15 protein-coding genes are annotated in these 19251 nt (G+C 72.4%); 5 read left to right on the top strand and 10 right to left on the bottom strand.

Translation table 11 applies throughout. The annotated features are described in order from the left end of the window. From ASE20_RS03600 to ASE20_RS03575, 6 genes are all read right to left on the bottom strand, one after another. Positions 1-813: an ABC transporter ATP-binding protein gene (locus tag ASE20_RS03600; RefSeq protein ID WP_056893180.1), complete on the bottom strand. Its 813-nt coding sequence runs from the start codon at positions 811-813 to the stop codon at positions 1-3. Then, on the bottom strand, positions 810-1847 hold the full coding sequence (locus tag ASE20_RS03595; protein ID WP_056893179.1) for a FecCD family ABC transporter permease: 1038 nt from the start codon (positions 1845-1847) through the stop codon (positions 810-812). The genes ASE20_RS03600 and ASE20_RS03595 overlap by 4 nt, the downstream gene beginning before the upstream one ends. Beyond that, entirely contained in the window at positions 1844-2881 is a 1038-nt protein-coding gene (locus ASE20_RS03590; protein WP_082612123.1) for a FecCD family ABC transporter permease, read from the bottom strand. Before ASE20_RS03590 ends, ASE20_RS03595 begins: the two co-directional genes overlap by 4 nt. Before the next feature lie 29 nt (positions 2882-2910). Next, complete coding sequence (locus ASE20_RS03585) at positions 2911-4953, bottom strand: hypothetical protein (RefSeq protein ID WP_056893177.1); 2043 nt, start codon at positions 4951-4953, stop codon at positions 2911-2913. 234 nt (positions 4954-5187) lie between these two features. Further along, complete coding sequence (locus tag ASE20_RS03580) at positions 5188-8106, bottom strand: bifunctional [glutamine synthetase] adenylyltransferase/[glutamine synthetase]-adenylyl-L-tyrosine phosphorylase (protein WP_200952706.1); 2919 nt, start codon at positions 8104-8106, stop codon at positions 5188-5190. Positions 8107-8114: 8 nt separating this feature from the next. Further along, positions 8115-9455, bottom strand: a complete 1341-nt coding sequence (locus ASE20_RS03575) for a glutamine synthetase family protein (protein ID WP_056893176.1) — start codon at positions 9453-9455, stop codon at positions 8115-8117. A 157-nt stretch (positions 9456-9612) separates the two neighbouring features. On the opposite strand from ASE20_RS03575, the gene ASE20_RS03570 reads away from it, so the two are divergent. Further along, on the top strand, positions 9613-10359 hold the full coding sequence (locus ASE20_RS03570; protein ID WP_056917992.1) for a hypothetical protein: 747 nt from the start codon (positions 9613-9615) through the stop codon (positions 10357-10359). On the opposite strand, the gene ASE20_RS03565 is transcribed toward ASE20_RS03570, so the two are convergent. Further along, complete coding sequence (locus tag ASE20_RS03565) at positions 10337-11008, bottom strand: helix-turn-helix transcriptional regulator (RefSeq protein ID WP_056893174.1); 672 nt, start codon at positions 11006-11008, stop codon at positions 10337-10339. The genes ASE20_RS03570 and ASE20_RS03565 overlap by 23 nt on opposite strands. Positions 11009-11124: 116 nt before the next feature. On the opposite strand from ASE20_RS03565, the gene ASE20_RS03560 reads away from it, so the two are divergent. Next, on the top strand, positions 11125-11583 hold the full coding sequence (locus ASE20_RS03560) for a hypothetical protein (RefSeq protein WP_056893173.1): 459 nt from the start codon (positions 11125-11127) through the stop codon (positions 11581-11583). Between the two features lie 20 nt (positions 11584-11603). Here the strand turns inward: ASE20_RS03560 and ASE20_RS03555 are convergent, their stop codons facing one another. From ASE20_RS03555 to ASE20_RS03545, 3 genes are all read right to left on the bottom strand, one after another. Continuing rightward, positions 11604-13739: a transglutaminase domain-containing protein gene (locus tag ASE20_RS03555; protein ID WP_056893172.1), complete on the bottom strand. Its 2136-nt coding sequence runs from the start codon at positions 13737-13739 to the stop codon at positions 11604-11606. Further along, positions 13739-14275, bottom strand: a complete 537-nt coding sequence (locus ASE20_RS03550) for a hypothetical protein (RefSeq protein ID WP_056893171.1) — start codon at positions 14273-14275, stop codon at positions 13739-13741. The genes ASE20_RS03555 and ASE20_RS03550 overlap by 1 nt, the downstream gene beginning before the upstream one ends. Before the next feature lie 218 nt (positions 14276-14493). Next, entirely contained in the window at positions 14494-16551 is a 2058-nt protein-coding gene (locus tag ASE20_RS03545; RefSeq protein ID WP_056893170.1) for an NAD(+) synthase, read from the bottom strand. A 61-nt stretch (positions 16552-16612) separates the two neighbouring features. Between ASE20_RS03545 and ASE20_RS03540 the strand changes: the two genes are divergently transcribed. The 3 genes from ASE20_RS03540 (at position 16613) to ASE20_RS03530 (ending at position 19250) form a co-directional block, all read left to right on the top strand. Then, complete coding sequence (locus ASE20_RS03540) at positions 16613-17077, top strand: VOC family protein (protein WP_056893169.1); 465 nt, start codon at positions 16613-16615, stop codon at positions 17075-17077. A gap of 110 nt (positions 17078-17187) precedes the next feature. Next, entirely contained in the window at positions 17188-18054 is an 867-nt protein-coding gene (gene panB, locus ASE20_RS03535; RefSeq protein WP_056893168.1) for a 3-methyl-2-oxobutanoate hydroxymethyltransferase, read from the top strand. A 26-nt stretch (positions 18055-18080) separates the two neighbouring features. Then, positions 18081-19250, top strand: coding sequence for a PQQ-dependent sugar dehydrogenase (locus tag ASE20_RS03530; RefSeq protein WP_082612121.1), 1170 nt, complete (start codon positions 18081-18083; stop codon positions 19248-19250). Position 19251: the final 1 nt, after the last annotated feature.

Genomic DNA, 19251 nt, shown 5'->3' with positions numbered 1-19251 from the left:
CTAAACCAGAGTCCCGGCGAGTCCACGACGGGTCCGTCCCCTGGGCACCACGAGCGGCCCGCCGGTCACCGGGTCGGGGATCACCTCCGCGTCCAGACCGAAGGCCTCCCGCACCGACGCCGCGGTCAGCACCTCCCCGGGCGCACCCTGGCCGGCGATCCGGCCGCCGGCCATGACGACCATGTGGTCGGCGTACCGGGCGGCGTGGTTGAGCTCATGCAGGACCATCACGACAGTGGTCCCGCGCTGCTCGTTGAGGTCGCTGAGCAGGTCGAGCAGCTCGAGCTGGTGCGTCACGTCGAGGTACGTCGTCGGCTCGTCGAGCAGCACCGCGTCCGTCTCCTGCGCGAGCACCATGGCGATCCACACGCGCTGGCGCTGGCCGCCCGAGAGCTCCTCCAGGCGACGGTCGGCGAGATCGGCGACGCCCGTCGCCTCGAGCGAGCGGAGCACGACCTCGTCGTCCTGGCTGGTGTGCCGGCCGAACCAGCCCTGGTGCGGGAACCGGCCGCGGCCGACCAGCTCGGCGACGCGGACGCCGTCCGGGGCCACCGAGCTCTGCGGGAGCACCCCGAGGACCCGGGCCAGCTGGCGCCGCGAGAGGGCGGCCGCGTCCCGACCGTCGATGCGCACGGTGCCGGCGGACAGGGGGTGCAGGCGGGCCAGGCCGCGCAGCAGCGTCGACTTGCCGCACGCGTTGGGACCCACGATCGCCGTCACCTTGCCCGCAGGCAGCTCGAGGTCGAGGCCCTCGATGACGGGGTGACCCTTGTAGCCGAGCGAGATCCCCTCGGCGGCGATGGAGGTGCTCATGTTTGTCCCTTTCGGTCGCTGCGGGCGAGCAGCCAGAGGAGGTACGGCGCACCGACGAGCCCGGTGACGATGCCGACCGGCGCGGTCAGGCTGCCCGGCAGGGCGTACTGCCCGATGACGTCGGCGGACATGGCCAGCGCGGCGCCGACGACGGCCGAGGTGAGCAGCGCCGGTCCCCCGTCGTCGACGAGACGGCGGGCGATCGCGGGCGAGACCAGTGCGACGAAGGCGATCGGCCCGGCGACCGCGGTGGCCAGCGCGACCAGCGCGACGCCGATCAGGAGCGCCAGCACCCGGGAGCGGGTGGGGCCCAGGCCCAGGCCCTGGGCGTGCTCGTCGCCCAGGGCGAGCGCCCGCTGCTCGCGGGCGACGGGGACGGTGACCATCGCCAGCACGAGGACACCGAGGGTCAACAGCCCGAGCGTGCCGTCGCGGACGTCGGCCACGCTACCCACGGTCCAGAGCAGCACGGTGCCGCCCTCGCGCAGGTCGGCCTCGGAGAGCCGCCACGAGATCAGCGAGCCGCACAGGTAGGCGATGCCGACGCCGACGAGCACGAAGCGGATGCCGTGCAGGCCCCCTCGCCAGGCGAGGGCCCAGATCGCGACGGCCGCGGCGAGGGCGCCCGCGAAGGCAGCCAGGTTGACCGTGGAGCCGGAGGCGCCGTACCCGACGACAGCGGTCACCGCGCCGAGCGAGGCACCGCCGGAGATGCCCAGGATGTCCGGGCTGGCCAGGTTGTTGCGCAGCGTCGACTGGAAGAGCGCGCCGGCGAGGCCGAAGGCGACGCCGGCGACGACGGCCGCGGCGCCGCGGGGCAGGCGCAGCTCGCGCACGACGAGCAGGTCGAAGCGGTCCCCCACCCCGAACAGCGCGGGGAACGAGCGCTCGGGAGGTACGCCGGCCGCGCCCAGCCCGAAGGTCACGAGCAGCAGGCCCAGGCAGGCGCCGGCACCCACCAGGACGACGGCGAGGGTCCGCAGCCGGCTGCGGCGCCGGATCCGCGTGATCGCCTGCAGGGTCGCGGTGCTCACAGTCCGGCCACCCGTCGGCCGCGGGCCACGGCGATCAGGACCGGGGCGCCGATCAGCGCGGCGACGACACCGGCCTCGAGCTCGTCGGACCTCACCAGCCGGCCGATGATGTCGGCGGCCATCAGCATGACCGGTCCGAGCAGGGCGCACAGCGGCACCAGCCAGCGGTAGTCGGTGCCGACGAGACGGCGCGCGGCGTGCGGGACGGCGAGGCCGACCAGCGCGATCGGTCCGGCGAGCGCGGTCGCCGCGCCGGCCAGCAGGATGATCGCGAGGCCCGCGAGCGCGCGCGTGGTCCCGACACCCTGCCCGAGCGCCGCCGCGACGTCGTCGCCGAGGGCGAGGCCGTTGAGGCGGTGCGCGACGAAGAAGGCCAGCGCCGCGCCGAGCGCGATGAACGGCCACAGCACCTCGACCGCACCGAGGTCGCGGCCGTTGAGCGCACCGACCTGCCAGTAGCGCAGCTCGTTGAACGCGTCGACGTCGCGGAACAGCACCAGCGTCGAGATCGGGGTCAGCAGCGCGGTCACCGTCGCACCGGCCAGGGCCAGCTGCACCGGGCGGCCGTTGCCGATCGCGAAGACCACGACCGCGGCGACCGCGGCGCCGAGGAAGGCGAACCAGACCACGCTGCCCGCGCCCGTCACGCCGAGAACCGTGGCGGCCACGACCACGCCGAGCGCGGCGCCGGCGTTGAGCCCGAGGAGCCCGGGGTCGGCCAGCGGGTTGCGGGTGATGCCCTGGCTGAGCACGCCGGCCAGGCCGAGCGCGGTCCCGGCGAGCAGGGCGATCAGGGTGCGCGGGACGCGCTGCCCGCGGATCACCGCGTGGTCGACGTTGCCGGCGACGGGGTCGGTCAACGCGCGCCAGGCCTCGCCGAAGGCGACCTCGCGGACGCCGAGCGCGACGCTCAGCACGACGCCGACCAGCAGCAGCACCAGCGCGCCCCCGAGGACCCCGCACCGGACCGCGCGCCCGGACGGCACGACGGTCCGTGCCGGGGCGAGCGCCGCGGCGGCCTCTAAGGTTTGCATAACCTAAGAATCGCACACGGCGCACGTCCTCAGGTCGCGGGGGCGGACTCCTCCTTCGCCGGGACGGCGCTCGCGCCGGCCGCGGCGGCGTAGAGCCAGCCGTAGAACGCCAGCAGCACCAGCCACGAGGCGATCACGACGCCGTACATGGTCGTCCAGAGCCACACGGGAACATCGGGCTTGCGCTCGCGCTGCAGCATGAACGGCTCGTGCACGAACGCCGCGTCGGTGCCGTCGTCGACCTGGACCAGCCCGGAGGCGGGTCCGTCGATGGCGGTGTCGGCCGGCATGTGCACCGGGATCGAGACCATCGTGGTGGGCGCGAGGTGCAGGCGGATCAGCACCTTCCAGTTGCCGTAGATCGGCAGCGGCTCGGCGGAGCGGTACTCCCCCGCGTTGCCGGTCGGGTCCATCGCGACGCTCAGCATGCCGTCACCCGGCACCTTGCCGTCGGTGCGGTGCCGCCCCTGGTAGGCCAGCGCGGAGATCCACACCGCGTCCTCGACCCGGTCGTCGTCGGTGCGCACGGTCACCCGCGTCATGCAGCCGTCGGCGCCGAGGCAGTCGTCGTTGTAGGTGACGTGGCCCATGATCACGTCGGTGCCCTCGACCGGCTCGTAGGTCGTACGGCACTCGTCGCCGGCGCAGTCCTTGACGACCTCGACCTCGCCGGCACTGGCCGGCGGCGCGAAGATCCCCATCAGGACCAGGAACACGAGCGTGCCCGCCGTGCCGACCCACCGGCCGGCCACGGCCATGCCATCGCGCACCGGCGCCGAGGCCTCGGGCAGGTCCGCGATCCGCTCGATGTGGCGGGCGAACGACCAGCCGAGCAGGCCGCCGCCCGCGGCGGCGAGCCCGCCGACGCCGAGCATCAGCGGCATCTGCTGGGTGTCCGGGGGCAGCGGGTACGGCATGAAGAAGTCCATCCACCACCACTCGGTCGCCAAGCCGACGGTGCCGCCGAGGAGCGCGGCGCCCGCCGCGAAGACCGGACCGCGGTTGCGGACGAGGAGCGCCACCAGCTCGATGCACAGCGCCGGGCCGAGGAAGAGCAGCCAGTGGGCGCGGTGGATGTCGGGGACCGGGAGCGTGATCGCGAAGATCAGCACCCGCAGGCCGGTGTAGGCCAGCCAGGTGACCAGCGCACCGCCGGGCCCGAAGAAGAGGCGGCCGGCGGTGAAGATCCAGCTGGTCAGGAAGCCCGAGATGATGAACATCGTCGCGGCCGGGAACTGCGGCACGCCGAGGTCGAACTCCATCAGGAAGGCGACCGGGATGATGCAGATGCCGATCACGACGGTGATGTAGAGGCGGGTGGCCCACGCCGACCGGTCGGCCAGGACCGAGGCGGGCGCCTCGCGTCGTACGGGCGGCAGGATCTTGCCGAAGAGGCCGAGCCCGCCGGTGGCGAGGCCGCCGAACCAGGTCCAGCGCTGCGCCGGCGGCCGGCCCAGCTGGGCGCCCTCGGCGTACAGCAGCGGGACGGCGAGGATGCAGGTGACCGCTCCGCCGATCATCATCACGTGGGTCGGGCCCCACTCGGTGACGTCCTGCCCGAACAGGCGGTGCCACACGTCGTCGGCGGGGAAGCCCGCGGCCGCGATCATGCCCGCGCCGAGCAGCACGAGCGTGCCCATCGGCACCCGCCACTTCGGCGTCAGTCGCACGGTACGACGCGGCAGCGGATCCTTGGCGAGGGCCGCCGAGATCACGCCCGCGGCCAGGAAGAAGAAGATGCCGAACATGATCGGGAAGTGCGACGGGTTGGCCAGCGGCCCCTCGTCGCGCCCGTTCTGCATGTGGATCGGGACGTCCCAGTAGACGCCGAAGCCGCACGAGATCAGCGACAGGACGGCGAGGTAGCTCGGGAGCCCCGCCCAACGCGGCAACCCGTCGATCGCGGACACCCGGTCGGCCAGCCGGCCGATGAAGGTCGACTTCCCGTCCCGCTCCCGGAGCAGGAAGATCCCGAGCGGCACGTAGATCGCGGCGAAGGCACCGAAGGCGATGAAGACCTGGTCGAGCGCCGCACCACCCGCGGGCGGAGCCTGTTCAACGGCAAGGAGCATGCAAAGAACGCTACTCGCCGTAACAGGTAGTTGAACAGGGAATCGACCCGTGGTTGAGAGGGATCACACGCCGCAAAAAGCGTCGGGCCGCGACCTCTGGGGGGGTCGGTCGCGGCCCGACCGGCCCATCATGACACATCGATCCGCGACGCGGGCGACAAGGGCGAGGTGTTTCCACGATGGACCCGCAGCCGCAACGAAGGTGAGCCTTTCCCGCCCGTCCAGGTGGCCGGATCACTCCCAGAAGACGCGGTCCACGACGGCGCGCGCGTGACGGGTGATGCGCAGGTAGTCGTCGAGCAGCCGGTCGGTCTCGTCGGTCTGGTAGCCGAGGATCCCGGCGACGGAGCGTCGCTCGAGGCTGGCCCGCGGGAACTGGTCGCCGGGGCGACCGCGGGCGAGCAGCAGCGCGTTGCGGACCCGGGTCACCATCCGCCACGAGGTGCCGAGGGTCGCGGCGTCCTCGTGCGTGACCAGGCCCGCCTCGGCGGCTGCCGTGAGGGCGGCGAGGGTCTGCGCCGTCCGGAGTCCCGGTACGTCGGCACCGAAGCGCAGCTGCAGGAGCTGGACCGTCCACTCGATGTCCGCCAGTCCCCCGCGCCCGAGCTTGAGGTGCAGCGCCGGGTCGGCCCCGCGTGGGAGCCGCTCCTTGTCAACGCGTCCCTTGATCCGGCGCACCTCGAGGACGTCGTCGTCGGTCAGCCCGCCGGCCGGGTAGCGCAGCGGGTCGATCAGCGCGGTGAACCGCTCGCGCAGGTCGGGGTCGCCGACCACCGCGTCGGCCCGCAGCAGGGCCTGTGCCTCCCACACGTGCGACCACTTGGCGTAGTAGGCGGCGTAGGCGTCGAGCGTGCGCACCAGCGGCCCCTGCCTGCCCTCGGGCCGCAGGTCGGCGTCCACCACCAGCGCCGGGTCGGTCCCCGGGGCGCCGAGGACCTTGCGGACCTCCTCCGCGACGAGGCGCGCGTACGTCGAAGCTTCGTGCGGGTCCGCGCCGGGCTGGGGGTCGTGGACGAACAGCACGTCGGCGTCGCTGCCGTAGGAGAGCTCGAAACCGCCGTACCGGCCCATGGCGACGATCGCCATGCGGGTCGGCGGCTCGTCGAGGCCGCGCGAGCGCGCGGTCGACTCCATGGCGCCCTCGAGCGTCGCGGCCAGGGTCGCGTCGGTGAGCCGGGTGAGGGCGAAGCCGACGTCGGCGACGTCGACCAGCCCGAGGACGTCGCCGGCCGCGATCCGCAGGAGCTCGCGGCGGCGCACCGCGCGCACCGCCCGCACGCCCTTCTCGAAGCCGTCCTGGCGGCGGCCGGTCGCGAGCATCTCGTCGAGCAGCGCCTCGGCGGGCAACGGGGCGAGGTCGCCCCCCAGCAGGCGTACGCCGGCGGGCTCGCGCTCGAGCAGGTCGGTGCAGTAGCGCGAGGTCGCGAGCAGGTGGGCCAGCCGCTCGGCGACCTCCCCCTCGTCGCGCAGGGTCGAGAGGTACCACGGGGTGCGGCCCAACGCCTCGCTGATCCGGCGGAACCCGAACAGGCCGCCGTCGGGGTCGGGCGCCTCGGCGAACCACTGGAGCATGGCCGGCAGCAGGGTGCGCTGGATGGCGGCGGTGCGGCTCACGCCCGAGGTCAGCGCCTCGAGGTTGCGCAGCGCGGCCTGCGGGTCGGCGTACCCGAGGGCGGCGAGGCGGGCGCCCGCGGCCTCGGACGACAGGCGCACCTCATCGGCGCCGATCCGCGCGACCGCCGTGAGCAGCGGGCGGTAGAAGATCTTCTGGTGCAGGCGGCTGACCTCACGCCGGTGGTCCTGCCAGGTCTCGTCGAGGCGCTTCTCGGACTCCTTGAGGAAGCCGAGGCTGCGGCCGAGCCGCCGCAGCGCCGCCTCGTCCGACGGTACGACGTGCGTGCGCTGCAGCCGGTGGAGCTGGATCCGGTGCTCGAGGGTCCGCAGGAAGGCGTAGGCGCGGTGCAGCGCCTCGCCGTCCTCGCGACCGACGTACCCGGCCTCGGTGAGGCGGGCCAGCGCGCTGAGCGTGGTCGGGGGCCGGATGCCCTCGTCGGCCCGGCCGTGCACGAGCTGGAGCAGCTGGACCGCGAACTCGACGTCGCGCAGTCCGCCGGCGCCGAGCTTGAGCTGGCGGTCCGCCTCGCGGGCCGGGATGTGGTCGAGGACGCGGCGGCGCATCGCGCGGGCGGCCTCGACGAAGCCCTCGCGGTCGGCGGCCGTCCAGACCATCGGGCTCACCATGTCGACGAAGGCCCGGCCCAGGTCGAGGTCGCCCGCGACCGGGCGCGCCTTGAGCAGGGCCTGGAACTCCCACGGCTCCGCCCAGCGCTCGTAGTAGCCCTGGTGGCTGGCCAGCGTGCGGCTCAGCGGACCGGCCTTGCCCTCCGGACGGAGGTTGGCGTCGACCGGCCAGATGGTGCCCTCGGCGGTGTGGTCGGAGCAGACCTGCATCAGCTGCGCAGCCAGCCGGGCCGCGATCCGCTCGTCGCCCTCGTGCACGAAGATCACGTCGACGTCGGAGACGTAGTTGAGCTCGTGGCCGCCGCACTTGCCCATCGCGATGACCGCGAGTCGCGCCTTGTCGGCGTCCTCGCCGATCCGGGCCCGGGCCACCTCGAGCGCGACGTCGAGCGTCCCGGCCGCGAGGTCCGAGAGCTCGGCCGCGGCGTCGTCGACGCCGAGGTGGTGGGTCAGGTCGCGCGCCGCGAGGCGCAGCAGCAGGCGGCGGTACTCCACCCGCAGCGCGTTCACCGCCTCCGCGTCCGGCTTGTCGGCGACCGCCGCCAGCAGGGACTCCCGCAGCGCCCACGCGGCCGGCCGGGTCGACCCGAGCTCGGGGTCGGTCAGCTCGCGCCAGTGGAAGGGATGGGTGACCAGGTGGTCGGCGAGCGCGGCGCTCGCACCGAGCACGCAGAGCAGGCGCATCGCCGTGCCCTCGTCGTCGGCGACGGCGGCCAGCAGCTGCTCGCGGTCCTGCGCCGCCTCGGCCAGCCGGCCCAGCGCGTGCAGGGCGGCGTCGGGGTCGGCGGTGCGACCGAGGTAGGCCAGCAGGTCGACACCGACCGGGCCGAGCGCGGCCAGGTCGGCCTGCGCCCGGTCGAGGTCGACGAAGCCGAGCCGGAGCAGCTCGGTGCGCTGGCTGGCCCTGTTCACGGCGAGGCTCAGAGAACCGGCAGCATCCGGTCGCGCTCGAACACCGACACCTGGCCGCGGTACTCGTCCCACTCCGCGCGCTTGTTGCGCAGGAAGAACTCGAAGACCTGCTCCCCCAGCGTCTCGGCGAGCAGCTCGGAGCGCTCGGCCACGACGATCGCCTCGTGGAGGCTCTTGGGCAGCGGCTCGATGCCGAGGCTGTGACGCTCGCGCTCGCTCAGCGCCCACACGTCGTCCTCGGCCTCGCGCGGCAGCTCGTAGCCGTTCTCGATGCCCTTGAGGCCGGCGGCCAGCACGGCGGCGTAGGCGAGGTAGGGGTTGCAGGAGGAGTCGATGGTGCGCAGCTCGATGCGGGTCGACTGGCCCTTGCTGGGCTTGTACATCGGGACGCGGATCATCGCGGAGCGGTTGTTGTGGCCCCAGCAGATGTACGACGGCGCCTCGCCCCCGAACATCAGCCGCTTGTAGGAGTTGACCCACTGGTTGGTGACGACGCTGATCTCGCTGGCGTGCTTGAGGACGCCGGCGATGAACTGGCGGCCGGTCTTCGAGAGCTGGTACTCGGACCCTGCCTCGTAGAAGGCGTTCTGGTCGCCCTCGAACAGCGACACGTGCGTGTGCATGCCCGACCCGGGGTGCGTCGTGAACGGCTTGGGCATGAACGTCGCCCACAGGCCCTGGCTCAGCGCGACCTCGCGGATGACCGTGCGGAAGGTCATGATGTTGTCGGCCGTGGTGAGCGCGTCGGCGTACCGGAGGTCGATCTCCTGCTGGCCCGGGCCCGCCTCGTGGTGGCTGAACTCCACCGAGATGCCCATCGCCTCGAGCATCGTGATCGCCTCGCGGCGGAAGTCCGAGCCGTGGCTGTGCGCGGCGTGGTCGAAGTAGCCGCTGCGGTCCATCGGCACCGGCTCCTGGCCGGGCTGCGGCTCGTCCTTGAAGAGGTAGAACTCGACCTCGGGGTGCGTGTAGAAGGTGAAGCCCTGCTCCGCCGCCTTGCCGAGGGTCCGCTTGAGGACGTTGCGCGGGTCGGCGTACGACGCCGAGCCGTCGGGCATCACGATGTCGCAGAACATGCGGGCCGTCGCCGGGCCCTCGCTGCTGCGCCACGGCAGGATCTGGAAGGTGGTCGGGTCGGGCAGCGCGAGCATGTCGGCCTCGTAGACCCGGGCGAAGCCCTCGATCGCCGAGCCGTCGAAGCCGATGCCCTCGGAGAACGCGCCCTCGAGCTCCGCCGGCGCCACGGCGACGGACTTCAGGAACCCGAGCACGTCGGTGAACCACAGCCGCACGAACCGGACGTCACGCTCCTCGAGAGCGCGGAGTACGAAGTCCTCTTGCTTGCCCATGACGCAGAGCCTAGGGGGTCAGACGTCCCTCGGCAGGGCAGGGCCGATCCTGAGGTCTTTTCAAGGGTTTCCCAGATTTCTGTCGGACCTTCTGCACAGGATCAGGGCCCGGCCGGGGACCTCCCGGCCCGGATCCGCATCACGGAAGGGGACAAGCGTGTCCATCCTCAAGAATCGCATCGCCGCGGTGGCTGTGGGGGCCACCGTCGTCGTTGCTCTCGGAAGCACGGGAGCGGTCGCTGCCCGCATGATCGGCTCGGCCGACATCAAGGACGGCTCGATCCGGTCGATCGACATCGCCAACGGCACCCTCACCGGTGCCGACGTGCGCGACGGCGGCCTGACCGGCGACGACATCCGCAACAGCTCCGTCCGGAGCGCCGACATCGTCGACGGCGCCGTCCGGCTCGCCGACCTGTCGCCGGACGCCCGCGCCGCGTTCGCGCCCCCCGTCGGCACCATCGGCGTCGAGGTCGCGACGCTCGCCGCCCCGAAGGCGATCGCCCACATCGGCGGCGGGATCAACGCCAACAACACCGATCTCGACACCGGCCTCACCCTCCCGGCCGGCCGCTACCTGATCACTGTCGACGGCGCCTTCGAGAGCGCCCAGGCCGCCGCCGACCCGTCGGTCGACGTCTACCCGCAGCTGTCGCTGTGGATCGACCGCAGTGGCGACGGCGCCTTCCAGTGGCAGCAGCAGGAGGGTGACATCAGCCCGAACGCACTGATGCCCGCCGCCGCCAACCGCCACATCTCGGTCAGCGGCACGACCGTCGTCGAGCTGACCGAGGAGACCTACGTCGGCCTGCTCGGCTTCGGCTACGACAGCGCCCAGGGCACCGCCCGCAGCGGCGACATCAACGTCAAGAGCGCCACGCTCACGGCGACGCCGCTGTCCTGACCCGGACGCAGCAGCCCGTCCCCGGCTCGACCGCCACCGCGGTCGAGCCGGGGTCGAGGCGATCCGCGAGCGCGCCGACGAAGGCGTGGTTGACCCCGCAGACGAGGTCGCGGTGGTCGACGGCGAGCCGGTCGAACGGGCAGTTGCCCAGGCAGATCCCCTCCGCGGTCTCCCGCGGCTCGTAGCCCAGCGGCCCCAGCGCCGCGACCAGGCCGTCGCCGGCCGCCGGCCACTGCGCGAGGACCGCGGCCGCTGCCGCGTCGGCGGCCCCGTCCAGCGCCTCGGGCATCGGCGTGCCCGCGAGGTTCCGCTCGACGGCGTCGGCGAGCACCTGGCCGGCGAGGTCGTAGCGACGGCTCGGGACGCTGACGACCACCTCCCGCCCGGAGCGGCGGTAGAGCTTGGCCGGCCGTCCCGCCCCCGGACCGGAGCGGCCGGTCAGCCGCTTGAACTCCGTCACCAGCAGGCCCTCCTCGACCAGCCGGTCGAGGTGGAACTTCGCCGTGTGCCGCGGCACCTCCACGCCGGACGCGGCCTGGTCGCGGCTCACCGCGCCGGGCTGCTCGGCGACGAAGCGGTAGAGCGCTCGTCGTACCGGGTCGGCGAGCGCTCCCAGCCGGCTGACCCGTTGCCCGAAGGCCTCGTCCATCGCCGCACCCCTCCCCGGAATTTCTAGCAGACACGAGTCTTGCTGAAAGAGGCGCCCAGGTCTACCGTCAAAGTTGATGTCCCTTACAAGGGGACCGCTCGAGAAAGGGAATCGCCATGGCCAGCACCCACACGTGGGACCACCTCACCCACGACATGCGCGAGGAGCTCAACGACCTCACTCACTTCTCCACCATCGACGCCAACCGTCAGGGACGCGTCGCCCTCTGGGCCACCCTCACCGCACTCCCGCTGGTGTGGGGCCTGGACATGCTGTTCGGCGTCCTGACCGACAAGTGGACCAGCTACCTCGCCGTCTGGGCCGACAACTTCCTGCCCGGCAACGCCGACGACGCCGTGATGTGGATCGGCATCATCACCGTGGCGATCGCAGCGCTCGTCGCGTTCGCGCCGCACTTCGGCGGCGACGTGCTCGGCGTCTGGCTGTGCCTGCTCGCGATCAACCTCTTCTCGGTCGACGGGGTCGCCCACCTCGCGGTCGGGATGCTCGCGCTCGGCTTCTGCAGCTTCGCGATGGCCCGGATGGTGCGCGGGGACCACATCAGGGAGGCCTAGGGCGGCCCGCCGACCTCCGCTCAGCGCGTCGCGTACTGGCGGAGGTAGGCGTCGGCCATCCAGGCGTCGTCCTCGGAGCGCAGCGCGTTGCCGGTGAACTGGCCGTCGCGGATCATGAGGTACCGGGTCCCGTCCCCCGACCGCCACGGCCCGCCGGGGTCGTTCCAGGTGACGTCGACCGAGCGCCAGCTCCTGCCGTCCTTGACCTTGTTCCACGCGTGGCGTCCGCCGTTGGCGAGGTCGCCGGTGACGATGACCGACTCGATGCCGGCCTCCTTGGCGATGGCCTGGAAGGCGAACGAGTAACTCATGCAGACGCCGGAGCGGTCGAGCAGGATGCCGTCCACCGTCCAGGCGTACTGGAACCGCTTCGGGGTCTCCTTGTCGCGCGCCCGGGCCTTCTCCGCCGCCGCAAGGGCCACGTGGTCGTAGTCGGCCTGGTCGACCAGGTAGCGGTTGATCGCCGCCACCTTGTCGGACACGCTCATCCCCGGGCGGGTCTCGTCCTTCGCGATCCGCTCGGCGGCGTCGGCGATGCTCCGCTGCCGGACCCGCAGCTCGGCTGCGTCGAACGCCGGGTCGACGTAGAGGACGCTGCCGTCGAACGAGAACTCGTCGAAGGTCGCGAGCGCGTACGGGTTCTGGAGGATGGCCTCGTCGAGGGCGTCCTGGAAGCCGGGCAGGCCGGGCTTGCCCTCGAACCTCGAGAGATCGATCGAGGTGGAGCCCGCGACCAGCTGGCCGGCGATGAACCGGCTCAGCTCGTTGCTGCCGAACACGGGGAGGTCCGGCGCCGGCAGCTCCGGGGCGGGCCGCTTCGGGTGGTTGACGTCGATCACGACCTTGGTCTGGCCCAGACCCGCCTTCGGGTACGCACGCTGCGCGCGGGTGTTGAACGCCCGGACGTCGGCGTCGATGTTGCCGACGGCGTCGGCCGGGATCCGGACGACGTGGGACAGCCGCGTGCCGCGACCGCGCACCGGGACCAGCCAGAGGCGGCCCTGGCGTCGTACCTCACCGCGCTCGACGTAGGCCCCGGTCGCTCGCGTCGACCCGTCGACCGAGACGAACAGGAAGCGGCTGGGCAGCCCCGCCAGGCCGTCGTTGTCGACGTCGGCTCCCGCGTCCCACCCGTCGTCGGACCGCACGGGGAGCGCCTCGAGGCCGGCGAGGTCGACCGGTGCGAGCACGGAGGGCTGCCGGTCGACCACGGCGACGACACCGAGCTGGACCTCGACGTCGTCGGACACCAGCTCCGGGGTGCTGGCCATCAGCGACGCGTCACCGGTCGTCAGCTTCAGCACCTCGTTCTGGTCGCAGGTCGACCCGTGGCACTGCCTGACCTCCTCGGAGGACCACGACGTCTTCGTCGTGCGCCCGACCACCTGCACGGATCCGTTCAGGGTGTCCCCCGTTCGACGCTGCACGACCACGGCGTACTCGGTCGCACCGGCGACGGGACTCCACTCCACGAGCGCGTCGCCCTGGCCCGTCACCGACGCGGTGACCTGCTCGGGCGCAGGCGTCTCGGAGGCGAAGTGGACCTCGGTGACCAAGGGCCGGGCACGCTGGGCACCGTCCGGCTCGAGGTACTGCACGACGTACACGCGGGGGTTGAGACTCCAGTAGGTACCGACGTCGGCCAGGGTCCAGGTCGGCTTGGCGCCGACCTGTCCGCCCTCCCGCACGATGTGGGTGCTCCGCACCCGGAGCGGCTTGAGCGCCAGGCGCGGATCGTCGTCGGACGCCGTCAGGTCGGGCAGGATGTCGAACGGCACGTGCCGGGTCAGTCCCTGGTCGGCGTAGACCTCGATCCTGCCGGGGTCGCCCTTCCAGAGGTCCTCGGCCTCCGCGTCGTAGCGGGCCGGGATCACCAGGTCCTCGTCGATCGCGGCGCCGTCGACGGGCGCGGTGTAGTCGAAGCCGGGCACCGCCTCCTGCGCCGAGGCGGTGGTCGGGAGCACCGTGCGTCCGTCGCCGAGCAGGCGCTCCCGCGCGGCCTCCGCACTGGTTCCCCCGTCACGCTCGTCACCGGGCGCGTCGTCGTCGCGGTCCAGGACCAGGACGACGGCCACGCCCACGACGAGGACGACGACCAGGGCGAGCGAGCCGAGCACCGCCAGCCAGGGGAATCCCCGCTGTCGACCGCCCGACATCACTGCTCGTCCATCCAGCTCGGGGTCTCCAACGTGGGAGCGGTGATCTCGGGGATCGGCTCGTCTCCCTCGTCGCCGCTCGACCAGACGTCGCTGCACGCCTCGAGCACCCCACGCTGGGCGCTCTGCAGCTGTCCCTGCTGCTCGGTGATCTCGGCCGGCACCGTCGTCTCGGGGTACTCACCACGGCTCAGCGCATCCTCCACCGACTGCTTCCAGTCAGCGAGCGCCCGGTAGTACGGCACGACGGCGGCTGCCTCGTCCTCGACCAGCGCAGCGAATTCCTGGTCGTCCTCGACGTCGGCGAGCACCGCGTCGTACATCGACTGCAGCTCGTCGGGATCGAAGCCGGCCGCAGCCTGGACCTCCGAGCTCATGATCAGCGTCTGGTAGCTCTCGCACGACGCCGTACGGGCGCCGCCGTCACCCGCCGCCTTCTTGTCGTCCTCGTCGTCCTCGTCGTCGCCGAGCACCACGAAGGCGAGGGCGGCGATGACGGCGAGGACCAGCACCAGTCCCGCAACGAGCCAGAGCACGGTGCGCCCGCTCCCGGACCGCTGCGGAGGCGGCGCGAACGGCGGCGGCGGCGGAGGCGGCCCGAAGGGGGGCGCGCCGGCGGGAGGTTGGTTCATGGGTCCCGGGACCTGTCTTTGTCGGCGCCAGTGCGCTGGCGTGGGTGAGGGCTCGACCTTCTGGCGAGCCCTCACCTAGATGCCGCGCACCGGCACCCCTCAAACCTGACTGGCGCCGGCGGTCACCGCTCCGGGACGTTGGCCGACAGCTCTGCGAGCCACGCGGCCGCGCTGGCGTCCGAGGGCATCCGCCAGTCGCCACGCGGCGACATCGTGCCGCCGGCGCTGACCTTCGGCCCGTTCGGCAGCGCGGAGCGCTTGAACTGGCTGCTGAAGAAGCGGCGCACGAACACCTCGAGCCACTTCCGGATCGTCGGGAGGTCGTACGCCGTGCGCCGCTCCTCCGGGAAGCCCGGCGGCCACTCCCCTGCCGCCTGGTCGTGCCAGGCGTGCCAGGCGAGGAAGGCGATCTTGCTGGGCCGGTAGCCGCGGCGCAGCACGTGGTGGAGCGTGAAGTCCTGCAGTGCGTAGGGCCCGACCGAGTCCTCGGTCTTCTGCTCGCCGCCCGGGATCAGCTCGGGGGTGATCTCCTGGTCGAGGATCTCCTGCAGCACCTTGTCGGCGTCGTCGTCGTAGTGGCCGTCGTGCAGCTGGTCGGTGTCGATGACCCACCGGATGAGGTGCTGGATGAGGGTCTTCGGGACGCCCGCGTTGACGTTGTAGTGCGACATCTGGTCGCCGACGCCGTAGGTGCACCAGCCGAGCGCCAGCTCCGACAGGTCGCCCGTGCCGAGCACGATGCCGCCGCGGTGGTTGGCCAACCGGAACAGGTAGTCAGTGCGCAGCCCGGCCTGGACGTTCTCGAAGGTGATGTCGTAGACCGGCTCGCCGCCGCTGAAGGGGTGGTCGAGCCCCTCGAGCATCGTCCGCGCGGCCGGCTTGATGTCGAGCTCCTGGAAGGTGCAGCCCAGTGCCCTCGAGAGCCGCGTGGCGTACGACTTCGTCGTCTCGCCCGTCGCGAAGCCCGGCATCGTGAACGCGTGGATGTCGCTGCGTGGGCGGCCCAACCGGTCCATCGCCTTCGCCGCGACGATGAGGGCGTGGGTCGAGTCGAGGCCACCGCTGACACCGATGACGATCTTCGGCTGTTGCCCGGAAGGTGGACTCAGCGCCTTCAGGCGCTGCTCGAGCCCCGAGACCTGGATGTTGTAGGCCTCGTAGCAGTCCAGCGCGAGACGCGCCGCGTCGTCGGGGACGAACGGGTAGCGGTCGACCTTGCGCCGCAGGCCGATGTCGCCCGCCGGCGGGTCGAGGGTGAGCTCGATGCGGCGGAACGCGTCGATGTCGAGGCCGAGCGCGCGGCGGTTGTCGTCGAAGGTGCCCTGCCGCATCCGCTCCTGGCGGATCCGGTCGAGGTCGACGTCGACGACGGTACGACGGGGGCCGTCCGGGAACCGCTCGCCCTGCCCCAGCAGGTCACCCATCTCGTAGACCATCGTCTGCCCGTCCCAGGACAGGTCGGTGGTCGACTCGCCCTGACCGGCGGCGGCGTAGACGTAGGCCGCGTTGCAGCGCGCGCTCGCACTGCGGGCCAGCAGGTGCCGGTCCTCGGCGCGGGCCACCGTGATCGGGCTGCCCGACAGGTTCGCCAGCACGGTCGCGCCGGCCAGCGCGGCCTGCGCGCTCGGCGGCACCGGCACCCACATGTCCTCGCACACCTCGACGTGCAGCTGCAGGCCGGGCACGTCGGTCACGTCGAAGATCAGGTCGGCGCCGATCGGCACGGTCGTGCCGGCGACCACGACCTCGCCGACGACGTCGTCGCCCGGCGCGAACCAGCGGCGCTCGTAGAACTCGCGGTAGGTCGGCAGGTAGGACTTCGGCGCGACGCCGAGGACCTCCCCGCGGTGCACCACGATCGCGCAGTTGAGGATCCGGTTGCCGTGCCGCAGGGGGGCGCCGACGACGACGATCGTCATCAGGTCGGCGGAGGCCGCGACGATCTCGGCGACCGCGGCGTGCACCGCGTCGAGGAGCACGTCCTGCAGGAAGAGGTCGTCGACGGCGTACCCGGTCAGGCCGAGCTCGGGGAACACCGCCACCGCCACGCCCTCGTCGTGGCAGGCCCGGGCCTGCTCGATCGTGCGGGCGGCGTTGGTCGCCGGGTCGGCGATGGCGACCGGCAGGGTCACCGCCGCGACCCGGGCGAACCCGTGGGCGTAGGCCGAGTAGAAGTCCACGAAGGTGAGTCTAGGGAGACGGGCCGCGATGACTCCGGGGCACGCCGCCGGTCTCCCCTGCATGAGCATCACCCACATCCAGCCGTGCCTGTGGTTCGACGACCGGCTGGAGGAGGCCGCGCGGTTCTACACCGGCATCTTCCCGAACTCCTCGATCACCCACCTGGGCCCGCTGGCCGGGGAGTTCACCCTCGACGGGATCACCTTCCGCGGCATCAACGGCGGGCCGTCGTACCCGTTCACGGAGGCGGTGTCCTTCTCGGTGACCTGCCGGGACCAGACCGAGGTCGACTACTACTGGGACTCGCTCGCCGACGGTGGCCAGGAATCGGTCTGCGGGTGGCTGCGGGACCGGTTCGGCCTGTCGTGGCAGATCGTCCCGACCCGGCTGCACGAGCTGATGACCGACCCGGACCCCGCCCGGGCCGAGGCGGCCAGCCGGGCGATGCTGGGGATGCGCCGGATCGTGGTGGCCGAGCTCGAGGCGGCGGCCGACGCCGCCGTCCCGCGGCCGGGCGAAGGGTGACCGAGCACACAGGGCGCGCACGCCTTCGGCGGGACTAGCCTCGTCGTTGTCCTTCACGAACGTGGACCCGCAGCTGCGGGCCGCGAGTCACGAATGAACGGAGCTCGACGATGAGCAGCAGCACCCCCGAAGAGACCGCGCCCTACGGCGGCGCGCCGGCCGCGCCCGCGACGCCCGCCCCTGTCCGGCGGATCCGCACGCACCACCTGCGCGAGATGAAGGAGCGCGGCGAGCGCTTCTCGATGCTCACCAGCTACGACCAGCTGACCGCCGGCATCTTCGACGAGGCCGGCATCGAGGTCCTCCTCGTCGGCGACAGCGCCTCGAACAACGTCCTCGGCAACAGCACGTCGATCCCGGTCACGGTCGACGAGCTGCTCCCCCTGACCCGCGCCGTGAGCCGCTCGGTCTCGCGCGCGCTCGTGGTCGGCGACCTGCCCTTCGGCAGCTACCAGGCCTCCCCGGAGCAGGGCTACCTGACCGCCGTCCGGTTCATGAAGGAGGGCGGCGCGCACTGCGTGAAGCTCGAGGGCGGGGTCGAGATGGCGCCGCAGATCGAGTTGATGACGCGCGGCGGCATCCCCGTGATGGCGCACATCGGCTTCACCCCGCAGTCCGAGCACGCGCTCGGCGGCTACCGCGTCCAGGGCCGCGGCGCCGCCGCCGACCGGGTGCTCCGCGACGCGCTCGCCGTCCAGGAGGCCGGCGCCTTCGCCGTCGTGATGGAGATGGTCCCCGGCGACGTCGCCGCCGAGGTCACCGCCAAGCTCGACATCCCGACGATCGGCATCGGCGCCGGCAACCAGTGCGACGGCCAGGTCCTCGTCTGGCAGGACGCCTTCGGCCTGCGGACCGGCAAGCTCCCGCGCTTCGTCAAGCAGTACGCCGACCTGCGCTCGGTCCTGCTCGACGCAGCCCGTGCCTACGACTCCGAGGTCAAGGACCAGAGCTTCCCCGCTCCGGAACACACCTTCTGACACCGGATCCGACGTACCGTCGGACCATGAGGGTCCGTCTCGCCGTCCTGTCCGTGGTCGTCCTCGTCGGGTCGTTGCTCGGCGCTGCCTGTGCGGGCAGCGCCGAGCCCGGCCCGGCCGACGCGCAGCGCGTCGTACCCGCGCTCGACGTCGACGTCGTGGCGACCGGCCTGGACCATCCGTGGGAGGTGCAGCCGCTGCCGTCCGGGCAGCTGCTGGTGACCCAGCGCGAGCGGCGGACGTTGACGCTGGTGAACCCGACCAGTGGCAGCAAGCGCAACATCGCCTTCCCCAGCAGCCAGGTGTGGGCGCAGGGCGAGACCGGCCTGCTCGGCCTCGCGGTCGACCCCGAGTTCGCGGCCAACCGGCGCATCTACACCTGCTCCGGCTGGCGGACGACGTCCGGCCACGACATCCGCGTGATCGCGTGGACCCTCGACACCGGCCTCACCCGCGCGACCTTCCGCCACACCCTCAAGGCCGGGCTTCCCTCGAACAGCATCGGCCGCCACGGCGGCTGCCGCCTGCTGATCACCCGCAACGGAGCCCTCCTGGTCGGGACCGGCGACGCCGCCCACGGCACGAACCCGCAGAACCTCCGCTCGCTGGGCGGCAAGGTGCTCCGCATGGGTCGCTTCACCGGCAGGCCCTCGGCGGGCAACCCCTGGCCGCGCAGTCCCTACCCGAACCGGCGCTACGTGCTGTCCTACGGCCACCGCAACGTCCAGGGCCTGGCCCAGCGCGCCGACGGCACGGTCTGGTCGGTCGAGCACGGTTCCTACCGCGACGACGAGATCAACCTGATCGGCGCGGGCCGCAACTACGGATGGAACCCGGTCCCCGGCTACAACGAGTCGGTCCCGATGACCGATCCCCGCCTTCCCGGCACCCAGTTCGCCGCCCGCTGGCGCTCCGGCGACCCGACCATCGCCACCTCGGGCGCCGACTTCGTGAAGGGCAGCGGCTGGGGCGACCTCGCCGGCACCCTCGCCGTCGCCGTCCTGAAGGACCAGCGGCTGATGTTCGTCCGCTTCGACAGCTCGGGCCGCCTGCGCTGGACCCGCGTGCCGGCCGAGCTCCGCGGCACGCACGGCCGGTTGCGCGACGTCACCGCCCTGAACGACGGCTCGCTGCTCGTCACCACAGACAAGGGCGACGGGAACGACGAGATCCTGCGGGTCCGGCCCGCCTCCTGAC

This window comes from Nocardioides sp. Root240 (assembly GCF_001428825.1).
Classification (GTDB): domain Bacteria; phylum Actinomycetota; class Actinomycetes; order Propionibacteriales; family Nocardioidaceae; genus Nocardioides.
The sequence above is the reverse complement of the archived record's forward strand: the minus strand, read 5'-3'. Positions and strand labels throughout refer to the sequence as shown.